Annotated in this window: 17 protein-coding genes and 3 pseudogenes; 14 read left to right on the plus strand and 6 right to left on the minus strand. The window is 37.0% G+C overall.

From position 1 onward, the window contains the following. Nucleotides 1-7: 7 nt before the first annotated feature. The 5 genes and pseudogenes from LQ188_RS24170 to LQ188_RS27060 all read right to left on the minus strand — a co-directional run. Nucleotides 8-1,318, minus strand: a complete 1,311-nt coding sequence (locus LQ188_RS24170; protein WP_230178637.1) for a glycosyltransferase family 4 protein — start codon at nt 1,316-1,318, stop codon at nt 8-10. Next, the gene (locus LQ188_RS24175; RefSeq protein WP_101225611.1) at nt 1,315-1,971 is read right to left on the minus strand and encodes a PIG-L deacetylase family protein; all 657 of its coding nucleotides are present in this window, start codon (nt 1,969-1,971) and stop codon (nt 1,315-1,317) included. The genes LQ188_RS24170 and LQ188_RS24175 overlap by 4 nt, the downstream gene beginning before the upstream one ends. Next, nucleotides 1,968-2,285, minus strand: coding sequence for an EAL domain-containing protein (locus tag LQ188_RS27055; RefSeq protein WP_101225612.1), 318 nt, complete (start codon nt 2,283-2,285; stop codon nt 1,968-1,970). Before LQ188_RS27055 ends, LQ188_RS24175 begins: the two co-directional genes overlap by 4 nt. Beyond that, a pseudogene (locus tag LQ188_RS24180) lies at nt 2,251-2,678 on the minus strand (EAL domain-containing protein). Before LQ188_RS24180 ends, LQ188_RS27055 begins: the two are co-directional and overlap by 35 nt. Before the next feature lie 57 nt (nt 2,679-2,735). Continuing rightward, nucleotides 2,736-2,933: pseudogene (locus tag LQ188_RS27060) on the minus strand (diguanylate cyclase); the annotation flags it as partial. A gap of 207 nt (nt 2,934-3,140) precedes the next feature. On the opposite strand from LQ188_RS27060, the gene LQ188_RS24185 reads away from it, so the two are divergent. The 11 genes from LQ188_RS24185 to LQ188_RS24235 all read left to right on the plus strand — a co-directional run bounded on the left by LQ188_RS24185 (nt 3,141) and on the right by LQ188_RS24235 (nt 15,081). Beyond that, entirely contained in the window at nt 3,141-5,249 is a 2,109-nt protein-coding gene (locus LQ188_RS24185) for a PTS sugar transporter subunit IIA (RefSeq protein WP_230178641.1), read from the plus strand. Nucleotides 5,250-5,331: 82 nt separating this feature from the next. Continuing rightward, nucleotides 5,332-5,640, plus strand: coding sequence for a PTS sugar transporter subunit IIB (locus LQ188_RS24190; protein ID WP_098373543.1), 309 nt, complete (start codon nt 5,332-5,334; stop codon nt 5,638-5,640). A 35-nt stretch (nt 5,641-5,675) separates the two neighbouring features. Beyond that, entirely contained in the window at nt 5,676-6,965 is a 1,290-nt protein-coding gene (locus tag LQ188_RS24195) for a PTS sugar transporter subunit IIC (protein ID WP_230178643.1), read from the plus strand. 30 nt (nt 6,966-6,995) lie between these two features. Further along, a complete protein-coding gene (locus LQ188_RS24200; RefSeq protein ID WP_101225618.1) occupies nt 6,996-7,394 on the plus strand; it encodes a hypothetical protein in 399 nt (132 codons plus the stop codon). A 40-nt stretch (nt 7,395-7,434) separates the two neighbouring features. After that, on the plus strand, nt 7,435-8,301 hold the full coding sequence (locus LQ188_RS24205; protein ID WP_101225619.1) for a class II fructose-bisphosphate aldolase: 867 nt from the start codon (nt 7,435-7,437) through the stop codon (nt 8,299-8,301). A 110-nt stretch (nt 8,302-8,411) separates the two neighbouring features. Further along, the gene (locus LQ188_RS24210) at nt 8,412-9,050 is read left to right on the plus strand and encodes an AAA family ATPase (protein WP_101225620.1); all 639 of its coding nucleotides are present in this window, start codon (nt 8,412-8,414) and stop codon (nt 9,048-9,050) included. 156 nt (nt 9,051-9,206) lie between these two features. Then, the gene (locus LQ188_RS24215) at nt 9,207-9,590 is read left to right on the plus strand and encodes a DUF1878 family protein (RefSeq protein WP_157831160.1); all 384 of its coding nucleotides are present in this window, start codon (nt 9,207-9,209) and stop codon (nt 9,588-9,590) included. Nucleotides 9,591-10,038: 448 nt separating this feature from the next. Beyond that, complete coding sequence (locus tag LQ188_RS24220; RefSeq protein ID WP_101225622.1) at nt 10,039-11,379, plus strand: HAMP domain-containing sensor histidine kinase; 1,341 nt, start codon at nt 10,039-10,041, stop codon at nt 11,377-11,379. Continuing rightward, nucleotides 11,376-12,011 carry a response regulator gene (locus tag LQ188_RS24225; protein ID WP_230178645.1) on the plus strand — a complete coding sequence of 212 codons (636 nt, stop codon included), beginning with the start codon at nt 11,376-11,378 and terminating at the stop codon, nt 12,009-12,011. Before LQ188_RS24220 ends, LQ188_RS24225 begins: the two co-directional genes overlap by 4 nt. 692 nt (nt 12,012-12,703) lie before the next feature. Beyond that, nucleotides 12,704-14,035, plus strand: a complete 1,332-nt coding sequence (locus LQ188_RS24230; protein WP_101225624.1) for a peptide MFS transporter — start codon at nt 12,704-12,706, stop codon at nt 14,033-14,035. Nucleotides 14,036-14,373: 338 nt separating this feature from the next. Then, entirely contained in the window at nt 14,374-15,081 is a 708-nt protein-coding gene (locus LQ188_RS24235) for a hypothetical protein (RefSeq protein WP_101225625.1), read from the plus strand. Between the two features lie 1,851 nt (nt 15,082-16,932). On the opposite strand, the pseudogene LQ188_RS27065 reads toward LQ188_RS24235, so the two are convergent. Continuing rightward, nucleotides 16,933-17,132: pseudogene (locus tag LQ188_RS27065) on the minus strand (hypothetical protein); the annotation flags it as partial. Nucleotides 17,133-17,678: 546 nt separating this feature from the next. On the opposite strand from LQ188_RS27065, the gene LQ188_RS24240 reads away from it, so the two are divergent. The 3 genes from LQ188_RS24240 to LQ188_RS24250 are packed head-to-tail and all read left to right on the plus strand — an operon-like array spanning nt 17,679 to nt 21,312. Beyond that, a complete protein-coding gene (locus LQ188_RS24240) occupies nt 17,679-18,410 on the plus strand; it encodes a GntR family transcriptional regulator (protein WP_101225627.1) in 732 nt (243 codons plus the stop codon). Then, a complete protein-coding gene (gene gntK / locus LQ188_RS24245) occupies nt 18,403-19,947 on the plus strand; it encodes a gluconokinase (RefSeq protein ID WP_101225628.1) in 1,545 nt (514 codons plus the stop codon). Before LQ188_RS24240 ends, gntK begins: the two co-directional genes overlap by 8 nt. Before the next feature lie 18 nt (nt 19,948-19,965). Continuing rightward, the gene (locus LQ188_RS24250) at nt 19,966-21,312 is read left to right on the plus strand and encodes a GntP family permease (protein ID WP_101225629.1); all 1,347 of its coding nucleotides are present in this window, start codon (nt 19,966-19,968) and stop codon (nt 21,310-21,312) included. The last annotated feature ends 59 nt before the right edge of the window (nt 21,313-21,371 follow it).

Genomic DNA, 21,371 nt, shown 5'->3' on the forward strand with positions numbered 1-21,371 from the left:
TCCTCCTTCAAAATAATGATTGATAGATTTTTTCAATCTTTTTGACCATGTTACTAGTGGTTAAATGTTTTAGTGCAAATGCCTGTGCATTGCGTGCTAATTCTTTTCTAATTGATTTTTTTCGTAATAAGAGCGATAACTTTTTTGCAAGCTTCTTTGGGTTAGCTGGTTCAACAATAAATCCTGAATAATTATTTTTAATAATTTCCGGGATTCCGCCACAATTGGTAGTAATAATTGCTTGTTTGGTAAACATTGCCTCAATAATTGAGATTGGCAGCGTATCGCTTGTGGTTGGCAGAATAAATATGTCTGATTCACTTAGCAATTTAGGTATGTCTTCTCTGCTGCCTAAAAAGGAAACGTTTTTCAATTCCAACTCATTAACCTGCTTCTCGAGCTGCTTTCTCATCTCACCATCGCCTACTATCCGGACTTCTACATCTCTCAGCTTGTCTTTAATAAGCGCAAGGGCTTCAAATAGGTACATATGACCTTTACGTGGTCGAAGGCGTGCAACACAAGTTATCACCATGTTAGATTGGCTTTTTTTCCTTTTCTTCTGAATATTCCATCCACCAAAATCAATTCCAGTATAAACAGTGGTCATTTTAGATTCCTCCGCACCTAAATTTATTAGAATTGGGCGAAAGACATCACAAACGATGATTAATTGATTAGCATTTTTAATGGCTTGTCTGTCAATGGCCGAAAAATAGATTTCCTCAACCGACCCTTTTTCCATCAAGTTAAACTTTAATCTGTTGTGGGTCATAAATCCATGAGGTGTAAAAAGAAGAGGTTTTTGAAGGGATCGGTTTAGTATCCCTATTACATTAGCTGTATATCGATCTTGTGCGTGGATAATATCATATTGCTCCAGGTCAATATCCTTTAACATCGTATAGTAACTATATAGTTTGCTAATGTTGTGTAGAATTTTTCCATTACAGCTGCCATACCGATTGATAAAAAAATGTGTAAATTCCTCAGAATATCTAGTTCGTAATACCTCCATTTCTTTAGATGGAAAATGATTTGGTGCTATTACATGGACACTATGACCTAATTTTTCCAAGCCGTTTTTAAGTGTTGTGATATAGTTTTGCAGTCCACCGATACTTGGATACTCCCAAAACGTTGTGATTAATATTTTCATTTTTTTGTTTTGAATTTCTGCTGAATGGATTCGCTGCCTTTCTACCACTTGTTCTTCTTCAAATATTTCATTAATCTCATAATATTGATCCATAGCTGAGATTAGGTAAGGAAAAAGAGTCGGCACAAAATGCTGGTCCTTTTGATGTTTTCCTGTCACTTCCACACCCTCCTTATGATTTCAAAAGCTTCTGCGAATTCGACCCCAACCGTCATTCCCCTGACCCGCGCTAAATATTTCACTCCGTCATATGAACGTGGATGAGGGAATGGTCTCATTTCTATATCATAATGGTGAAGAGATTGTAGCTTGTCATCGATGGTATCTGTAATATCCACAAAATAATTGGGTTTGAATTCCTTATCATTCGTATGCTGGCTCCATTCACTGGAAGAAACCGTTTCAAAACAAAGGATCTCAATCGGTTGTTTTCCAGGCAACGGCCGGGCTGCTGTGATGACTGCTTGAAACAAAATTTGATGGTCTTTGTTTGTATCTCCATAATGATGAGTGAAAATTATAGAAGGTTTATGCTTATCCAATAGAGCTTCAATCGCTTTGGCGATTTTGTGAAGAGGAATTGTTTCCAACAATAGATTGGGGAATTCCAAAAATAGGACCTCGTCTACCCCTAAGTGTTTGTTAGCTTGCTGCATTAATGGCTGAATGTGCTGCTCCTCTTCCTTACGTCCCTTGGCGGCAATCACTGTGATTACCTTATAGCCATGATTAATTAATTTCTTTATCGTTCCGCCGCTTCCAAGAATTTCATCATCGGGATGAGCGGCAATCACTAGAACATTCATACTCATTCAGATCCCTCAACTCCATTTAATATTAGTACTCTAATAATTATATGAAATTGATCCGAAGTGGATATGGACAATGGTAAAAAAACTTCGACACACCCATGTCGAAGCAGAAAGGTTACTTGATCGTTTGTTTCAACGCCCTCAGCGATGACTTGAATTTTTAATAACTGTGCCATTAGAATAATAGTCTTGATGATGGTTTGATCATTTAAGTCATGAGTACCTTCAGACATAAAGGATTGATCAATTTTCAGGCTTATCAACTGGGAATCGTTTAAGCTAATTAAGCGAACTATATCCCGTTCCAAAATCATCGATACTAATCATAACACCAATTTTTTTAAGCTCAATCAGTGTTGAAATAGCGGATTCAACATCCAAAGTCATACTTTCAGTAATCTCAATCTCTAAATATTGGGTTCAAGTCCCGTTTCATTTAATACTTTTCGAACCACTTCAGGCAGCCTCGATTGAAAAAAATATTTTGCTGATATGTTGACCGCTACCGTTATTGGCGGAAAGCCATCGTCCTGCCACTTCTTATTTTGCATACAGGCCGTACGTAATGCCCACTCACCTATCGGGATAATCAAACTGGTTTCTTCTGCTTTGGAGATGAAATCAGCTGGGGCAATCATTCCTCTCTCAGGATGATTCCATCGAATTAATGCTTCAGCCCAAATTATTTCATTTGTTTCAAGGTTCATTTGCGGCTGATAAAATGGTATGAATTCGTTTCTTTCTAAGGATTTACGCAGGTTGATTTACATTTCAAATTCATGTTGAGATTTTTCTTGTAAATCATCCGTATAAATTTGATAATTATTACTCCCGAGACTCTTGGCTAAGTACATGGCTAAATCAGCGTTTTTTATGAGCGCATCAAAACTGTCACCGTGCTCAGGGAAAATACTAATTCCGATACTCGGTATCACTAATATCTCATTATGACATTTATAAAACGGATCAGATAAATTTGTTTATATTAGTTGAGCTCTGTTTACGTTTGAGTTGGATAGCAGAATAGTAAATTCGTCACCGCCATACCTTGATTTGTAGATTGATAATATTGTTAACGCTTACATTTTTGCAGATTGAAGTTGCAAAAAGATGTACTAAACTATTTGAATATGTCCATTTATAATCAAATTATGAAAGGGGTTACTATCATGAAAGAACGGTCTCAACGAGTACTTACCAGATTTTTGAAAGTAAATACCTTTTTGACTTGTGAGGATTTAAGTAAAGAGTTCAATATTAGTGAGCGTACTTTTCGAAACGAATTGGTCCTGATTAATAAATATCTGTCTGAAAATAACTATCCATCCATTACGACGATAAGGGGAAAGGGGTTGAAGTTAGATCTGTCTGATGTGGACCGAGGAAAGCTCCAATTGAAAATTGGTGATGATAGGGAAACGGATTATTATAGGCCCAATGAACGTTTTCTTGCCTTACTTTTAGATATTGCCGATACCACAAAAAGGACAATGCTTTTTGAAATGGAAGAAAAACTGCAGGTATCGAAAAGTACATTGGATGAGGATATGAGAAGGCTTCGTCAGTTTTTAAAGGAATATGGTATTTCTGTAGTGAGTTTAACGAAGCAAGGGATTGTATTAAAAGGAGATGAACGATCAATACGCACTATGTTGTACGACGTAATTAATAGTGTTACAGATATTTCCAAACTATTAGGGTACCGAGATAGAGATACAGTGAATACCTTTGCAGATCAATTTGTCCTTGATTATTTGGATACAAGTGCATTGAGTGTCATTGGAGAACATTATGACGAAGTCTTTGAAAAGTCTAGAGTGGAGATTAATCATTTATATCGAAATCAAAGCATTCTATTTTTAGGTTTATGGGTAAGGCGGTTGCAAGAGGGAAATAACCTTAGGGAATTAGCCAAAGTTAGAGCCGAGATAAAAGAAGATCCTGTCAGAAATTTTGTGGATTTCATCTGTATGGAGTTTGGTTTATATCCATCATTAAATGAAATAAAATATACTACCTTTACAATCGAATCTTTTAATCCAAAAGATATGAATAATTCATTCGATTGGGTTACCGCACAATTATTAGCTATTCAATTAATTGAGCATGTAGAAAAAGTAACCAGAATCCCCTTTTCTCAGAGAGAAGAAGATTTGTATGAAGGTTTGTATAAGCATATCACAGGGTTATTAAGCAGGGCGAAGAACGATTTACAGGTATTTAATCCGTTGAAAGAAACTATTAAGGAGTCCTTTGCCGAGATTTATCAGGCAGTCACATGCTTTGGTAAGCAAATAGAGGACTATATAAAAAAACCATTATCAGAAGATGAAATCGGGTTTTTGACCGTTTATTTCTCAACTTCTGCCAGCCAAATAAAACAGAAAGAACAATATGTTTATCAGGCTGTTGTGCTTTGTAATCATGGGATTTCAACTGGAAAGCTATTGGCTGCGAATTTGAAAGAGCAATTCAATATCGAGATTGTAGCAGTATTGAGTTCGTTTGAATTAGCCTTTATAGACAAGCTTGATGTTGATTTAGTTTTTACGACCATTTCAATTGATTATCCAAGAAAACCCGTATTATTGCTTAATCCAATATTAAGAGAAAGTGATAAGAAGGAAATTAAAGATTTTTTACTCAAAAATAAGAATAAGAGAAGGATCGTTTCCAATAAGTTAGATGCCACATTGCTAATGCAGGATATTCTTATGTTAATTGTAGAAAGCGGCGGTACGGTAACACAGGAAAGCTATCAGAAAGTAGAAGAGACTTTTAAAGAGCATCATTTAAAAATTAATACAAGGGAGATACAGCCGATGTTGCAGGATATTTTGAGGGATTCCAACATTCTACTAAAGCAAGAATGTAAAGACTGGAAAGAAGCGATTACGAAATCTGCCCAGATATTGTTAACAGAAGAGGTCATTGAAGAGCGATATATAAACGCCATGATTAAATCTGTTGAAGAGTATGGGCCTTATATAGTAGTAGGGAAGCATTTAGCGTTAGCACACGCAAGGCCAGAAGATGGAGTAAATAAATTAGGTATTAGTGTCATGACGTTAAAGGAACCGGTGAATTTCGGTAATCCGGATAATGATCCGGTGAAAATTGTTTTTTGTCTAGCCGCAGTGGATTCTTATTCGCATCTAAATGTGATGAAAAATCTGATTGAGTTAATTAATGATGAAGAGAAATTAGACCAGTTAATTACGGCACAAGATGTAACCATGTTTAATCAGGTGTTATATGGAAGTGAAGTAGTGGAATGAGGAAAGCTGTGGACAATTGGTGTAGATGCAAGTAGGAGAAGATGAATTATATAAAACAAAAAATGAAAGAGGAGAGTGTGACATGAAAAAAGTAAATATCTTATTTGTATGTGGAGCAGGTTTAGGAAGCAGTTTTGCTTGTCAAATGGCGGCAGAGGATGTATTAAGCAAGTTGGGTATTAATGCCAAGCTAGATCATAGTGATATCTCGTCTGCTGTTTCAGTAAAACCCGATATTATTATTACGGCACAGAATTTCAAATCCCAATTTGAGAAATTTTCAGTTGATCCAAAACAAACGACAATTGTTTATTTGAGAAATATTGTATCTAAACTAGAGATTGAAGAAAAAATCACCCCGGTATTAAGGGAAAAAGGCGTTTTAGCTTAAAAATAAATAGAGATAGCTAGAGATGGGGGGAGAAAATGGGTGTAGTCAACTTTATTATAGAGAATATTTTGACACAGGCATCAGTCACAATCGCTTTGATTGCTATGTTGGGGTTAATTTTGCAAAAGAAATCAACGGGGCAAGTTATTTCTGGTTCGTTAAAGACGATGTTAGGATTTATGGTATTGTCAGCCGGATCTAGCATTATAGTTGGTAGTTTAATATATTTCGGTAAAATTTTTGCAGAAGGTTTCCATATGCAAGGGATTATTCCTTCGATTGAAGCCATTAATGGCCAAGCAATGAATGAGTTAGGCTTGGGTCGTGATATCGCACTAACTTTCTTAGCTATCTTTGTTTTTAATATTTTAATTGCCCGGTTTACTAAATGGAAATACATCTTTTTAACTGGTCAGGCAATTCTTTGGATGGCTACTATGACAACAGTATTTGGTTACTTTGCAGGTCTACGTGGTGTTGCATTGATTTTAATAGGCGGTTTCATTGGGGGCGTCTTTGCGGTAGCGATGCCTGCGATTGCACAACCATTTGTTCGTAAGATTACTGGTATGGATGATATTGCATTAGGACACTTTTGTACGGTTGGGTATGTGTTTGAAGCAGGTGTAGCGAAACTAGTTGGGGGAAAAGGCGAAAAGAAAAAATCTGTTGAAGATTTGAAATTACCAGCTCAATTTGAATTCTTACAAGATACCTATCTATCTTTGATGGTGGTAATGACTCCTCTCTATATTATTACAGCAGCGTTCGCAGGTAATGAGTTCGCCTCTAAATTATCAGAAAATACAAACTACTTAATATTTGCTTTCTTACAATCTATCCAATTCGTAGTTGGAGTGTATGTATTACTAGCAGGGGTTCGCTTATTACTAGGTGAAATTGTTCCGGCATTTAGAGGGATTGCCATGCGGTTGGTTCCAAATGCAAAGCCTGCATTAGATTGTCCAGTCCTATTTCCATTTAGCCCTAATGCAGTCATTGTAGGGTTTATCACAACTACTATAGGTTCAATTATTGCGATGTTTGTATTACCAGTCTTTGGGTTGGCAATGATCTTACCAGGTATTTTGACAGCCTTCTTCGCGGGTGGGACTGCCGGTATCTTCGGTAACTTAACAGGTGGTATTCGCGGTGCAATTATTGGTGGTATTGTACATGGTTTCTTCATTACATTATTACCAGCACTGTTAGTAACGACTTTCAATTCTATGGGATTTGTCAATGCAACAGCTACAGATGTTGATACAGTAACAGCTGCTTTACTATATGCATGGCTCATTGGTCCACTTTTAAAAGCTTTCTAGGATGTTGAAAGAGAAAAGGAGGTTCAAGTAATGTTTGGATTTGGTAAGAAAAAAACTAAAGAACCGAAAAAAGAAACAACCGAAAAGGTAGTGTTAACAGTAGAACGAAAAGAAGAGTTAGTACGTATTATCTCCACTAAAAAAGAAGAAGTAAATCAAACAGTTGGAGAAGAACAAGCAAAAATTCATGAGGAGATTGGCCTAGCATTTAATGAACTTGGTGAAGAAAATAATGCTATAGATTCGTTAGAAAAAAGTATTCAGGCTAAAAAGTCATTAGGCGAAGGTTACAAAACTTTATTAAAACTTTATAACAAGAAGCGTGCAGAAGCAGCAAAAGTGAATGATGAAGAATTATTACAGATATATCTAAAGAAAATGGATCAAATGATGCAAGTTTCTAAAGAGGTTACGCGTGGTGTTCGATAAGGAAGAAAATAAAAGAAGTATAAAGGGAGAGTAATTGATTATGTATATAACACTAAAAGAAGTAACACTTAGGGCTGAAGAATTGAATTATACAGTTGGTTCATTTAATGCACATAATTTAGAGATGTTACCTGATATGATACGTGCAGCAAAAGAGCAAGGAGCACCAATTATTATTCAAACAAGTATAGATACTGCGAAATACATCGGTTATGAAAATTTTGTTGCTGTATGTAAAACTATGGCCACAAATGAAATGGTAGATGTGGTATTGCATTTAGACCATGCAAGGGATTTTGATGAAATTAAAGAGGCAATCAATAAAGGTTATACATCAGTGATGTTTGATGGTTCTCATTTACCATTCAAAGAGAACATTATGAAAACAAGAGCAGTAGTAGAATATGCACACAAATATGGTGTTTCAGTGGAGGGCGAACTAGGGACAATTGGTGGTACTGAAGAAGGGATTCATGTAGATGAGGATGATAAGGTTTATACTGACCCAAAAGATGCAGAAGAGTTTGTTAAAGCAACAGGGGTTGATGCTTTGGCCATTGCAATCGGTACTAATCATGGCCAATATAAATCTAAAACAGAAGTAAATCTACCGCTATTAAAAGAAATCAATGCTGTAGTAGATGTACCTTTAGTTATTCATGGAGGTACAGGTGTTAATGAAATGGATATTCATGAATTAATAAATAATGGGATTCGTAAATTTAATGTTGGTACTGAGTTGTTAGTAGCATGGACGAAAACAGCGAAAGAAACATTCGGAGAAACAAAAGTAACTAAATCATTACGACATAATATCATTCCATGTAATAAGGCAGTAAAAGAAATTGTCAAACATAAAATTGGAATCTTCATGAATAAAGAAGACCGTACGCTTCAGGTAAAATAGTAAAAAAAGTTCATTGGGCATTTCGTAGGAGTTGGAGAAGATGGATAATAAAGAGAGTACGGGGTATTCCTAGTACTCTTTCTTTATTCGTTAGATTATGAGGTGGTTAGATGGATAAAGCCTTAATCTTATTAGCAGGTTTACCAGGAACAGGGAAAACCTACTTGAGTAATATCATCAATAGTAAATTAGGGTCATTTTATAATCTTTCTCAGGATGACTTGAAAGAATATTATTGTGATATATATGGTTATCGTAATTTAGAAGAAAAGCAGAAAATAGAAAAGATAGCATGGGCGATGTACTATGAAATAATGGAACAGCAAATGCAAGTAGGCGACAATATTATGTCTGATTATCCTTTTAGTCAGAAACAAAAGCCTCATATTCAGCAATTAGTAGATAGATATGGTTATGAGGTCGTTACTATTCGGTTAATTGCAGATTTAGATATTTTGTTTGAACGGCAAAAAAAACGAGATTTGGATCCGACAAGGCATTTGAGTCATATCGTGACTTCCTATAAAAAAGGGGATCATTTAGCTAATAGAAGTAATGCAGATAATTTATTGATCTATGAGGAATTTATAAATAGATGTACAACAAGAGGATATGACACGTTTGAATTAGGGAAATTATATGAAGTGGATGTATCAGATTATACAAAAGTGAATTATTCTAGGTTGTTGGAAGATATAGAACGGGGATACATTAAAAGGTACATTTCTGAAACTAGCAAAGAATTGTGAAATCCAAAACTTAGAGGCTTTTTTAATTACATGATATTATTCATCCCTTAGGGCTGGAACCCTAACCCCATTATTAAAAGGAGTTTGACCACAATGAAAATTATTAGAGTTAGAGAAAAAGTTGCAATTGCACTTTGGGTATTATAATAGTAGGAGTTGAATTTAAAGGATGAGTTAATAGATGAATTTAAAAAGATGAAATATCATCAAAAGTTATTACTTACGATTGCTTTGGATAAAAATCCTGAACAATATACTTTTTTTCATTTCATTTTGAATAATGATCTGAGTGAAAAGGGTTCAAAGGTAATTTTTGATATACTTCATGCTTTAGAAGATAAAAAGGAAGGTACTTACCAAAAGGGTAAATATGAAGCAGTCATTGCATCATTATTAGGAGATAATCCTTCAGTGTCCATGGATACCTTTGAAAAGGCATTGTTACATGTAAATATTGATGTGAACCCTATTTATCTAATTAAATCTTTGAGAAATCAATATTTTCAAGTTGATTTATGTAATTACCTCTTGGAACAATAAAGTATGATAATCTCAACAAGCATCAGTAAATAATATTATTTCGGCAAACTAACTAAATATCCAAAAGCTAAAGAAAGAAAACCCCTTTTTCTATAGTTGCACTGACCTGGAAAATGAGAAAAGTAAAAACACCTTTCGTTGAAATTTAGGTATTAAATATCAACCAATCAATGTGGAGGTGTTTTTTCTATGGAAAAAACAATGCAGTGTAGGTAAATGATTCTAGAAGGATTTGACGTTATAATAATTAATTTTTTGTCTATAGGGTAGCTTTTCTCCATAGAGGGTGGCTCATCCACGGACCCATTTTTTTATAATTTTCACAATTACTATGAATTGCGTATAATGAGATTATGCAAGGGAATACATAAATTTAAACAAATACGAAATGAAAGAATGGTTATCATTCTATTCTATAGGCAATTAGTCTATTAAAGGTGAAATGATTATGATATCTAGTCTTATGAAGTCTTGGACAATATGGATGAAAATCGGAGTGATTTTATTCGGGGTATTCTTACTATCGTGGTTGGGTCCTGATGAAATTGGTCTTACTGATTTGCTTATTTCATTAAGAGAAGGTGAAGAAACAGGAAATAAGTTAATGCTTGCCGTTTTTTTGTTAATTTCTTTAAATACAGTTTTAGCTTTGTTTCATTATATTGGTGCACTCCTGTTGGGAGACGAAATTGGTGATCGTTTAAACCGTCCATGGTTAAAAATTATCATTCCTCTTATTGTTATTCCTCTCGACTATATCGTGATAAATGCTTATTATTCTTTAACATACTCATTTAGCGCATATGCATTGTTATTGTTGTTAGCAATCTTATTATTGCAAGCCTTTGAAAAGGATAGGCTAAAGCCAATTATTAAAACGATTATTTGTTCCCAATTAATCTTTGGGATTGAATGGCTGAATGAGATTCCTTCTTTATCTAAATATGGATTTGGCCAAGGGTCGATTTCAAAGGAATTAAAAGATATAGCGGTTCAAATTGGATTTGAGCAATCATTAACATTGTACAGTTTAACTTTGTGTTTAATTTTTGTTATTAATGCTGTTATTTTAGCTGTGTATTTTTCATTAGCTGAACAAAAATGGCGGATAAAGCAAGAGCTTCATTATGCGCAGTTGGAAGCAATGCAGTCAAGATCAGGACGAGAAGCACTATATCTGGTCCATGATTTAAAAACACCTCTCACAGCAATTGAGGGGCTAAATTCTTTAATTAGTTTGAAAGTGGACGATTCTAAAATTAAAGAATATTGTCAAAAGGTTTCATCATCGATTCATTCCGTTAGCGACATGATTTCCGAGATTTTATATGATGATAAAAAACATTGGTGCCGTATAAAAGATTTAGTTGAATACGTCGAAGCAAGCAGACTGAGCGGGACAAATCTTAATCTGAAGGTAGAGTTTCAAACAGATCCTGAAATTAAAATTTTAATTAATAAAATCCGAATGACGAGGGCATTAGTGAATTTAATTGACAATGCTTACGATGCAGTGAATGGAATAGAGGATGGCAAGATTTTGCTTAAGGTGAAAACCTATGAAAATGAACTTTGGTTGGGCGTATCAGATAATGGGAAAGGGATTTCACCTAAAGAGCAGCTGAAAATATGGAAAGCTGGGTTCAGTACGAAATCGCATCCAGGGATGGGGTTAGCTTTCGTACGACAAGTTGCTGAAGGACATGGTGCATCTTTAGAAATTGACAGCAAGCTTGGGCACGGGACAATAATTTGGATTAAACTAGCTGAGAGGAGTGTGTCAAGATGAACATTTTAGTCATTGATGATGATGCATCAATTCAATATATGCTAAGTGAAATTTGTGAATTTGCCGGCTGGAATGTAGATACGGCTAACAACGGAAAAGAAGGGTTAAATGTGTTTGCAGAAAAAGGAGCAGATGTTGTTTTAGTTGATTATCATATGCCGGAAATGGACGGAATAAAAACAGTGGGTGAGCTTCGTAAACTTAATGCTGATGTTCCGATTCTTGTATTAACAGTCGATGAACGACAGGAAATTGCTGATCGCTTTCTTGAAGCAGGCGCAACGGATTTTGCGTTAAAGCCTGTAAAAGCGCCTGATTTGATTTCAAGAATTCAACTGCATGCTCGCCTTGCAAAATTAACTCAATCAGCTCCGCAGCAAAAGTCCAGTGAAGAAAAGGATGTATTTGTAACAAAGGGAATTAGTAAGAAAACACTTTGTCACGTTAGTGGTTTTCTGAATTCTAATCGTGAACCCTTTTCTGTTGATACAATTTCTAAAGAAGTTGGTTTGGCTTATCCGACCGTCTATCGCTATATTATGCATTTACTTGATGAAGGAAAAGTGGAAACTATTGTGAGTTATCAAAAAATAGGAAGACCGAAAAATTTATATCAATGGATTGTTGACTAAAAAACTGCCTTAATACAAGGCAGTTTGAGTTTGTAAACAAAAGGGGTTCATCTGAATTTTTAAACAAAGTTGATTGGTACGGAAGCTACGAGACTCCTGCGGGAAAAGCGCTCCCAAGGGAGACCCCACAGGCGCCAAGAGCGCCGAGGAGGCTCTCGGACCGCCCGCGGAAAGCGAGTGCCTGGAGAGAAATCAACGTTCATATTTTAAACTCCCTCAAAAATAATGTAGGTAATCTTAATTAAAATCGAGTTTGTCAACAGTCTGAAACTGCCTTAAAACAAGGCAGTTTTTTTTATTATAATGGGGGTCTCCGTTGCTGCAAAGGCCGCTAATGCAGTAGGACTTTTTTTCTTTTTTTTCTGTATTTTTATATTTTCTGATAATATAAAATTATTTTACAACACTAAAGATTCTTTAAAATTCAAATGTCTTCATTGAACGTCTTCGAGTAAAATGAATGAATTTATAAGTAGATTTTGCTATCTGATTTCTTTTGCACCAGAGTCAAGATTAGAAATGTAAACGCTTACCGATGGTGGGTTGGATGGCATGCGTCGGCATCATCGTATTAGGCGTAGGTGGAACGAAATCAATAATTTATATATTAAAATAAAAACCATGCAATAATTTTGTGAAAGTAACGATTGGTGGATGGTTTAATATTTAACCATATTTAGGGGGACTTTATTATGCAAGCACTTTTAAAAGATGATGTTCAGCAGCCAAACCAGTCCAGGAAAAAGCATCCTCCAGGACTGTATATGCTGTTCGCGACTGAGGCATGGGAGCGCTTCAGCTATTACGGAATGAGAGCAATTCTTGTTCTTTACTTAACAGCAACTGTTGTAAATGGCGGGCTTGGAGTCGACAAATCTACGGCTATGGGCATATACGGATTCTTTACTGGTGCCGTTTATATTACGCCAATGATTGGCGGATACTTGACTGACCGTTTCATAGGCAGAAGATTGGCAATCACAATTGGCGGTATTTTAATGGCGCTTGGTAACTTTTCGCTATTCTCAAGTCAGAGTTTGACAGCGCTTTACATTGGTCTTGGTTTATTGATTATCGGTAATGGTTTCTTCAAGCCAAACATCTCGACAATTGTTGGTGATCTTTATGAAGACAACGATCCGCGTCGTGATGGAGCTTTCACCATCTTCTATATGGGTATTAATGTTGGGGCTTTCTTCGCACCATTAGTAGTTGGCCTGATGAGCTATAAATATGGGTTCTTGACAGCAGCAATTGGCATGATTGTAGGGCAGTTAGTTTTCAACTTATTAGGAAATCGCTATTTAGGCGATATCGGTAAAGAACCTACTGGCAAACCGGAAGTTACAGCTGGTCAAAAGTCAGCTGCACCGTTAACGAAAAGAGAACAAAAACGTACAGCGGCTATCGTTATTTTGGCAGTATTCGTTATTGCGTTCTGGGCCGCTTTCGAGCAGGCAGGAAGTTCATTGACATTGTATGCTAATGACCAAATTGATCGGAATGTATTTGGTTTTGAGGTTCCAACTGCCTGGTTCCAATCATTGAACCCATTATTCATCGTGATTTTAGCGCCAATTATGTCTGCATTATGGTACAAGCTTGGCAGCTCAAAACGAGGTGACTTAAAAACCCCAACGAAGATGGCTCTTGGTTTAGTCACTGTTGGTTTAGGTTTCTTAGTACTGCTTCCTGCTGTTATGTATACAGGAAATGATACAGCGCTGAAAGTAAACATCCTGTTTATGATTGTAACGTATTTCCTTCATACATTAGCCGAATTAATGATTTCACCAGTTGGTTTATCAATGGTAAGTAAAATTGCTCCAATCAAGCTTGCCTCTCTTCTAATGGGAGTATGGCTGGCAAGCTCCGCGGTAGCTAATATGGTAGCCGGACAATTAGCTGCATATACGCAGTCTTTAGGTTACCTGGAAATCTTCAGTGTAATTGGTTTTGTAACAATTGGCTTAGGTATTGTTTTATTGCTTCTTTCGAAGCCAGTAGCAAAGCTGATGAAATAATGAAAAAATGAGCTGACCCAAAAGGCATATAATGTGCCATTTGGGTCGAGCTTTTTTTAGTGTGAAAAAATAATAGAATCGGTCCAAACTGGTGTAAAGGAACGATTCTCTGAAGTTTTATTTCTTTTTGCTTAATCTTATTGTGTTTCAGCATTTTCACGAGTCTTTCATCAATTTGAATGGTATGGAAAGCTAATGTAAGTAAACAAATCAGAAGAAAGGAAAAGGAAATCTTATCGCTATCCCTAACGACTTCTGGATAGGCTATACTTATCTAGACAGAAAATTTAAGGTCAGGTAGACTACAGATACAACTAGTTATAGAAAAGAGGTCCGATATGCGACGCGATATACAACTGAATGAACGAGCTTTCTCTTCCAAGGAAGTGGCAGAAGAAGTGGGGATTGCAACTCCCACTGTTCGAAAATATGGTCAAATCTTAGAGCGGAATGGATATGAGTTTTTGAAAGATGGAGATCGACGTATCTTTGTTAAATCTGACATCGGAGCGCTTATAGCGCTACGCGATACGGACAAGCCCCTAGACGATACAGCTAAAGACCTTGTATATCAACAAAAAGAAAGATTAGAAGGATCCAATGAAACACAGATAGCGATACCCGATACATATGAAAATTCACCCCACGACCCCAATCAATTAAACGAGGTCTTAATGTTTTTAGTCAATGAACTGGCAGCCACACGTGAAATGAATGTCCAACTGACAAACGATATGTCACAGCTTAAAACAAAGGTTTCCCGGCTCCAGCAAGATCATCATGTTATAAGTTCTAGTATTGGAAATTCAGCGCAAAGAACTAATTCTAAAATTGAACAATTAACAGAACAACAAAATACTCATTACGAAACATTGCTGGAACAAGAAAAACAAAAAAGTGAACTCTTACAAAAAGAAATACAAAATATGCGGGACGAACAGAAAAAAGAATGGAGTTCACAAAATGAATTTAATAAACGTTTAGAAGAGACTATACAAAAACGTTCCGAAAAATGGCGGGCGCTTTTCTCCATATTCAGAAAATAAGGTGACTGTTAAGGTTTTTTGCCTAGCTGTGTATTGATTTGTTATTGATGATGAAACATTTAAAATATTTTTTAAATAAATAATGATGGATAAAAGCATAGAGATGCGAATCCTAAAAATTCATAGTGTAATATATGATTCGCGTAGCTGAAAAATAGAATTAAGAAAGAATCTTTCAACTTTACAGGATTTGGCACCTGTTATGTAAATGCTCGGCGATACCAATGTAGCGGACGTTCTACCAAAGGCTCAATTGAAATTCATTGGGGATTTGTTTAAGCGATATGCATCTAAAACAAAATACACCTTGCATTCAAAAACAGGAGTCATCCTTACTAGAGGTGCTCCAGACAGGGATAGATCGGCTTTTTTTGTGTGTTTCGTATCGCTGGGCGATATAACTTGCAAATAAATTCGAACCTTTAGGTTTAATAGAAAAGCGGCGTTTGATATGCAAACATGATATACATCCGAATGAACGAGTATTCTTTTCTAAGGAAGTGGAAGAAGAAGAGGGGATGCACACCCACTGTTCAAAAGTATGGTCAAAACTTAGAACGAAACGGATATGAGGTTTTAAGATGGTGGTTGCCTATCTTTATTCAATCTGACATTGAAGCGCACATAGCGTTACGCGATACGGATAAGTCCCTAGAGGGTACAGCTAAAGGCCTGTGTATCTACAAAAAGATAGATTAGAAGGAACCAATGAAACAGAGATAGCGATACCCGATATATATGACAACTTAACCCATAATTCCAAACAAATAAATGAGATTTACCAATGAACTCGCAGCTACGCTTGAAATGAACGTCCACTGACAAACGATATGTCACAGCTTAAACCAACGGTTTCCCAGCTCCAGCAAGATCTATGTCCTCAATAGTGTTCCTCAAGAAAGGGGCCTATCTGTTCTTTTGTGTGTTTCGTATCGCTGGGCGATATAACATGAAAATAAATCCAAGGAACCTTCATCTTTAATAGAAAGGAAGGTCCGATATGCGACAGTATATACATCCGAATGAATGAGGATCCTCTTTCAAGGAAGTGGCAAAGAAGTGGAGATGCAAAATCAATGTTCGTAAGTATGTTTAAAACTTAGAGCGAAATGGATATCAATTGTTAAAATATGTAAATGCACATTCCTTCGTTCAATCCGACATCGAAACGCTTAAGTGTTACGCGATACGGGCAGCCCCCTAAACGATATAGCTAAAGACCCTTGTATCAAGAAAAAGTAAGATGAGAAGGAACCAATAAAACAGAGATAGCGATACCCGATACATATGACAATTTAACCCATGCTCTCATTCAATTAAAAGAGAGCTTAATCTTTTAACCAATGAACTCACAGCTACATGTGAAATGAACATCTAACTGACAAACGATATGTCACAGCTTAAAACTGAACAACAAAAAATCCATTACGAAGCATTACTTCAATAAGAAAAGGATTCATTACCTTTATTTTAGTCTCCTTTACGATATTCAGGTGTTAATTTCTGTTAATAACTATTTAAACCTAAGGCAATCAAATCAAAAGTAGAAATTCCTTTGTTCCAACTATTCGCAATCACTATTTTCAAATTTCAACAATTTCCCGAGAAATATCTACAAATTCTGAGTAGATATCGACAAAATAATACTCCTTATCGGCCTTTTGCAAAAAGCTTGTTTTAGCAATAATTACTGCATTTAGCTTCTATATTATTTAGCCTTATCAAGAGACAGGCCTCTAGAGTATAAGAAGTTTTCTTTCCTGCTCCTTTGAATTACAAACAACAAAGCAGTGATCCCAAATTTTCGGGATGCACTGCTTTGTTGTTTGTAGATATTCTACGCATTCATAATTAGCTCGATAACTTCTTACCATGCCGTAAATCAACATCAGCAAAATCCTGCTCCCTTTCGATTTTACCAACCAAGAAAATGTAGGACAGTGCTCCTGCGAAGGTTATACAAGCAATAGGGTAAGTGCAGGAGCAAAATTACCGACCTGGGCCAGGAAGCCAATCACAATCGGAATAATAATTGATGCAGTACCACCTACATTTCAGTACTAAAGAAATATACAGGGGTGAATGAGGGACAACCTACGATAGTACTGAAGGCAGCTAAATCGCCGCGAGTAGCGACCTGTGCTCGCTCGAACATCACAACAAGACCTAGAAGCAAGTCAAAGAGAACAAGGCAAGGCCGAAGAAAAACGCAAGCAGGTTTATCAGTGATAGCTTTTTTTATAGGTGAATGAGGGCTATCTGGAAGGCAGCTAGATCCCCGCGAGTAGCAACCTATACTAGCCGACCAGTAACGTGCAATCTCTAATAGGGTACTAACCTCATCAACGGGCAAAGTCTGCCCAAAATGACGTTGGATTCAATCATAAGTTGTTCAGAGTAGCTGCTTAATCCCTTGATTAACAGATATTACCACCATGTGGTTCGTCATTATTTTTGCCCCAGAACCTTCTAAACTCCCAATAAACTTGACTATATTAACGAGAATCCAATTGAATTTAAAAAACTTGCATTACTAATTATTTTAAGATTATAATACTTGTATACAAGTGTACTTGAACTCTAATAGAGGTGAATATATGGCTGAATCAAAGGAATTTCTTTATCCTGTAAAATGGCTTTCAAAAGCTTCAGCTGGTGATCGTGTTACATCCGAGCTTAGAATGCGTATTATTTCGGGGATGATTGAAAGCGGTGCCATCCTATCTGAAAATAAATTAGCTGCTGATTTTGGTGTAAGCCGCTCACCAGTTCGTGAAGCGTTAAAAATACTGGCCTCTGAAAATATCATCCGATTAGAAAGAATGGGTGCGGTTGTCATTGGTTTAACAGAAAAAAAGTATTCAGAAATTTATGATGTACGTATACTCATCGAAACGTTTGTATTTGAACGTTTAGTAAGGATGAACACGAATGAATTGGTAATGGAACTTAGTAAAATATTGGAAATGATGAAAGTGTCCATAAAATACCTTGATGCGGATGAGTTTTCCTATCAGGATGTTCTGTTCCACGAAACGATCATTCGATCCATCGATCATTCCTACATCCTGATGATCTGGGATAATTTAAAACCTGTGATGGAAAGTTTGATTCTTCTATCCATGCGCAGTCGTTTTAAAGAAAAGTATGAAGACTTTACACGGATCATAAATAATCATCAACTTTATATTGATGCGATCAAAACAAAAGATCGAGACATCATGATTAAGTCGTTACATGAAAACTTTGATGATGTTCAAGAGAAAGTTGAAGACTTATGGATGGCCCAACAGATGCTTTCAAAAGGAGTCGAACAAGAAAATGACTAGCTATATGTTAGGTGTAGACATCGGTACAACAAGTACAAAAGCTGTACTATTCACGAAAAAAGGCGATGTCATCCAGCAAGAGAATATTGGCTATCCTCTTTACACACCGGATATGACAACGGCGGAACAAGACCCTGAGGAGATTTTCCAGGCTGTTCTGAAAGCCTTTTCAAATATAACGAAGCAGCATCCAGATAAAAAACCAACATTCATTTCATTTAGCAGTGCGATGCATAGTGTTATAGCTATGGATGAAAATGACCAGCCGCTAACCGCATGCATCACTTGGGCAGATAATCGCAGTGAAGCTTGGGCCCATAAAATAAAGGATGAATTAGATGGGCATGAAGTTTACAAACGAACAGGAACACCGATTCACCCGATGTCGCCATTATCCAAGATCACCTGGATCGTGAATGATCGCCCGGAGATCGCAACCAATGTTAAAAAATATATCGGGATTAAAGAATATATCTTTAAAAAGTTCTTTGATCAATATGTGGTCGATTATTCCCTTGCTTCATCGATGGGCATGTTGAATCTCAAAAATTTGGATTGGGATGAGGAAGCCCTAAGAATTGCTGGAATAACGCGTGATCAATTATCTGAACTCGTACCAACAACAAAAATCTTTAACAACTGTGACCCGGATTTAGCCAAACAGATCGGGATTGATCCAGAAACCTCTTTTGTCATTGGGGCAAGTGATGGTGTCCTTTCAAATCTAGGTGTAAACGCTATCCGTAAAGGTGAAATCGCTGTCACGATTGGGACGAGCGGTGCGATTCGGACGATTATTGACGAGCCGAAAACAGACGAAAAAGGAAGAATCTTTTGCTATGCCTTAACGGAAAAGCATTGGGTGATTGGCGGGCCGGTAAACAATGGCGGGATGGTCCTTCGCTGGATTCGCGATGAATTTGCTTCTTCTGAGGTGGAAACGGCTAAAAGACTCGGAATCGACGCTTATGAAGTTTTGACCAAGATTGCCGAACGCGTAAGACCAGGCGCTGATGGATTGTTATTCCATCCATATCTTGCAGGTGAACGTGCACCATTATGGAATCCGGACGTACGGGGTTCATTTTTCGGATTAACACTGTCGCATAAGAAAGAACATATGATTCGAGCGGCTCTAGAGGGAGTCATTTACAATTTATACACAGTATTTTTAGCCTTAACCGAATGCATGGACGGTCCCGTGACCCGAATTCAAGCTACGGGAGGCTTCGCAAGGTCGGCGGTTTGGCGGCAAATGATGTCCGATATCTTCGAATCGGAAGTCGTGGTACCAGAAAGCTACGAAAGTTCATGCCTTGGTGCTTGTATATTAGGGTTATATGCCGCTGGGGAAATTGATTCCTTCGAAGTAGTTTCTGAAATGATAGGCAATACCCACAAGCACACACCGATAGCCGATTCTGTAAAAGAATATAGGCAGCTGCTGCCGATTTTCATTAACCTATCAAGGGTATTGGAAAACGAGTATACACAGATTGCGGATTATCAAAGAAACTTAATAAATGCTGCAAAGTAAAGACATGGGGGGATTACAATGCCATTAGTTATTGTCGCTTTAGGAATTGTCGCCTTATTAATTTTAATAATGGGCTTAAAATTAAACACCTTTATTTCCTTGATCATTGTATCGTTTGGAGTGGCTTTAGCACTTGGGATGCCACTTGACGGAATTGTCAAAACCATTGAAGCTGGATTAGGCGGAACACTTGGCCACTTAGCGTTAATCTTTGGACTTGGAGCGATGTTGGGTAAGTTGATCGCAGATTCAGGCGGAGCGCAACGCATTGCCATGACCCTTGTTAAAAAATTCGGGGAAAAGAATATTCAATGGGCTGTCGTGGCAGCGTCATTTATTATCGGTGTCGCCTTATTTTTTGAAGTGGGCTTAGTATTATTGATTCCAATCGTTTTTGCGATTTCAAGGGAATTAAAAGTTTCGATATTGTATCTTGGTATTCCAATGGTAGCGGCATTATCCGTAACACACGGTTTCTTACCGCCGCACCCAGGACCAACCGTTATTGCTGGTGAATATGGTGCAGACATTGGCCAGGTTTTACTTTATGGCTTCATCATTGCGGTTCCAACCGTTATTTTGGCTGGACCAGTATTTACGAAAATAGCGAAAAGATTAGTACCTGAATCATTTACGAAAACAGGCAGCATTGCCTCTTTAGGAGAACAAAAATCATTTAAACTTGAAGATACACCTGGATTTGGAATCAGTGTATTTACCGCTTTACTTCCGGTTATATTAATGTCAATTGCTACGATTATCACTTTGATGCAAAAAACAATCGGATTTGAAGATAATGGTTTACTGGCAGCTATCCGTTTTATTGGTGAAGCAGGTACTTCCATGTTACTTTCCTTATTATTTGCGGTCTATTCAATGGGGTTAGCAAGAAAGATTCCAATGAAAGATATTATGGAATCCTGTACATCAGCGATTCTGCATATCGGAATGATGCTCTTGATCATTGGGGGCGGCGGAGCCTTCAAACAAGTATTGATCGACGGCGGTGTAGGTGACTATGTAGCTGAATTATTCAAAGGAACATCATTATCACCAATCTTGCTTGCTTGGATCATCGCGGCAATCCTGCGTATTTCATTGGGATCTGCTACCGTTGCAGCCTTAACGACAGCTGGTTTAGTTATTCCGATGTTAGGTCAGACGGACGTTAACCTTGCTCTAGTTGTACTTGCGACAGGAGCGGGAAGTTTAATCGCTTCACACGTTAACGATGCTGGTTTCTGGATGTTTAAAGAGTATTTTGGTTTAAGCATGAAAGAAACATTTGCAACGTGGACTTTGCTTGAGACAATTATTTCAGTAGCTGGATTAGGATTTATTCTATTACTAAGCTTATTTGTATAAGCCTTTCCCGGCAGTAAATCCCCCACTTATGGCAGGGATTTACTGCCTATTATTCTTAC

The sequence above is a fragment of the Peribacillus sp. Bi134 genome (assembly GCF_918698065.1).
Taxonomy (GTDB): Bacteria; Bacillota; Bacilli; order Bacillales; family DSM-1321; genus Peribacillus.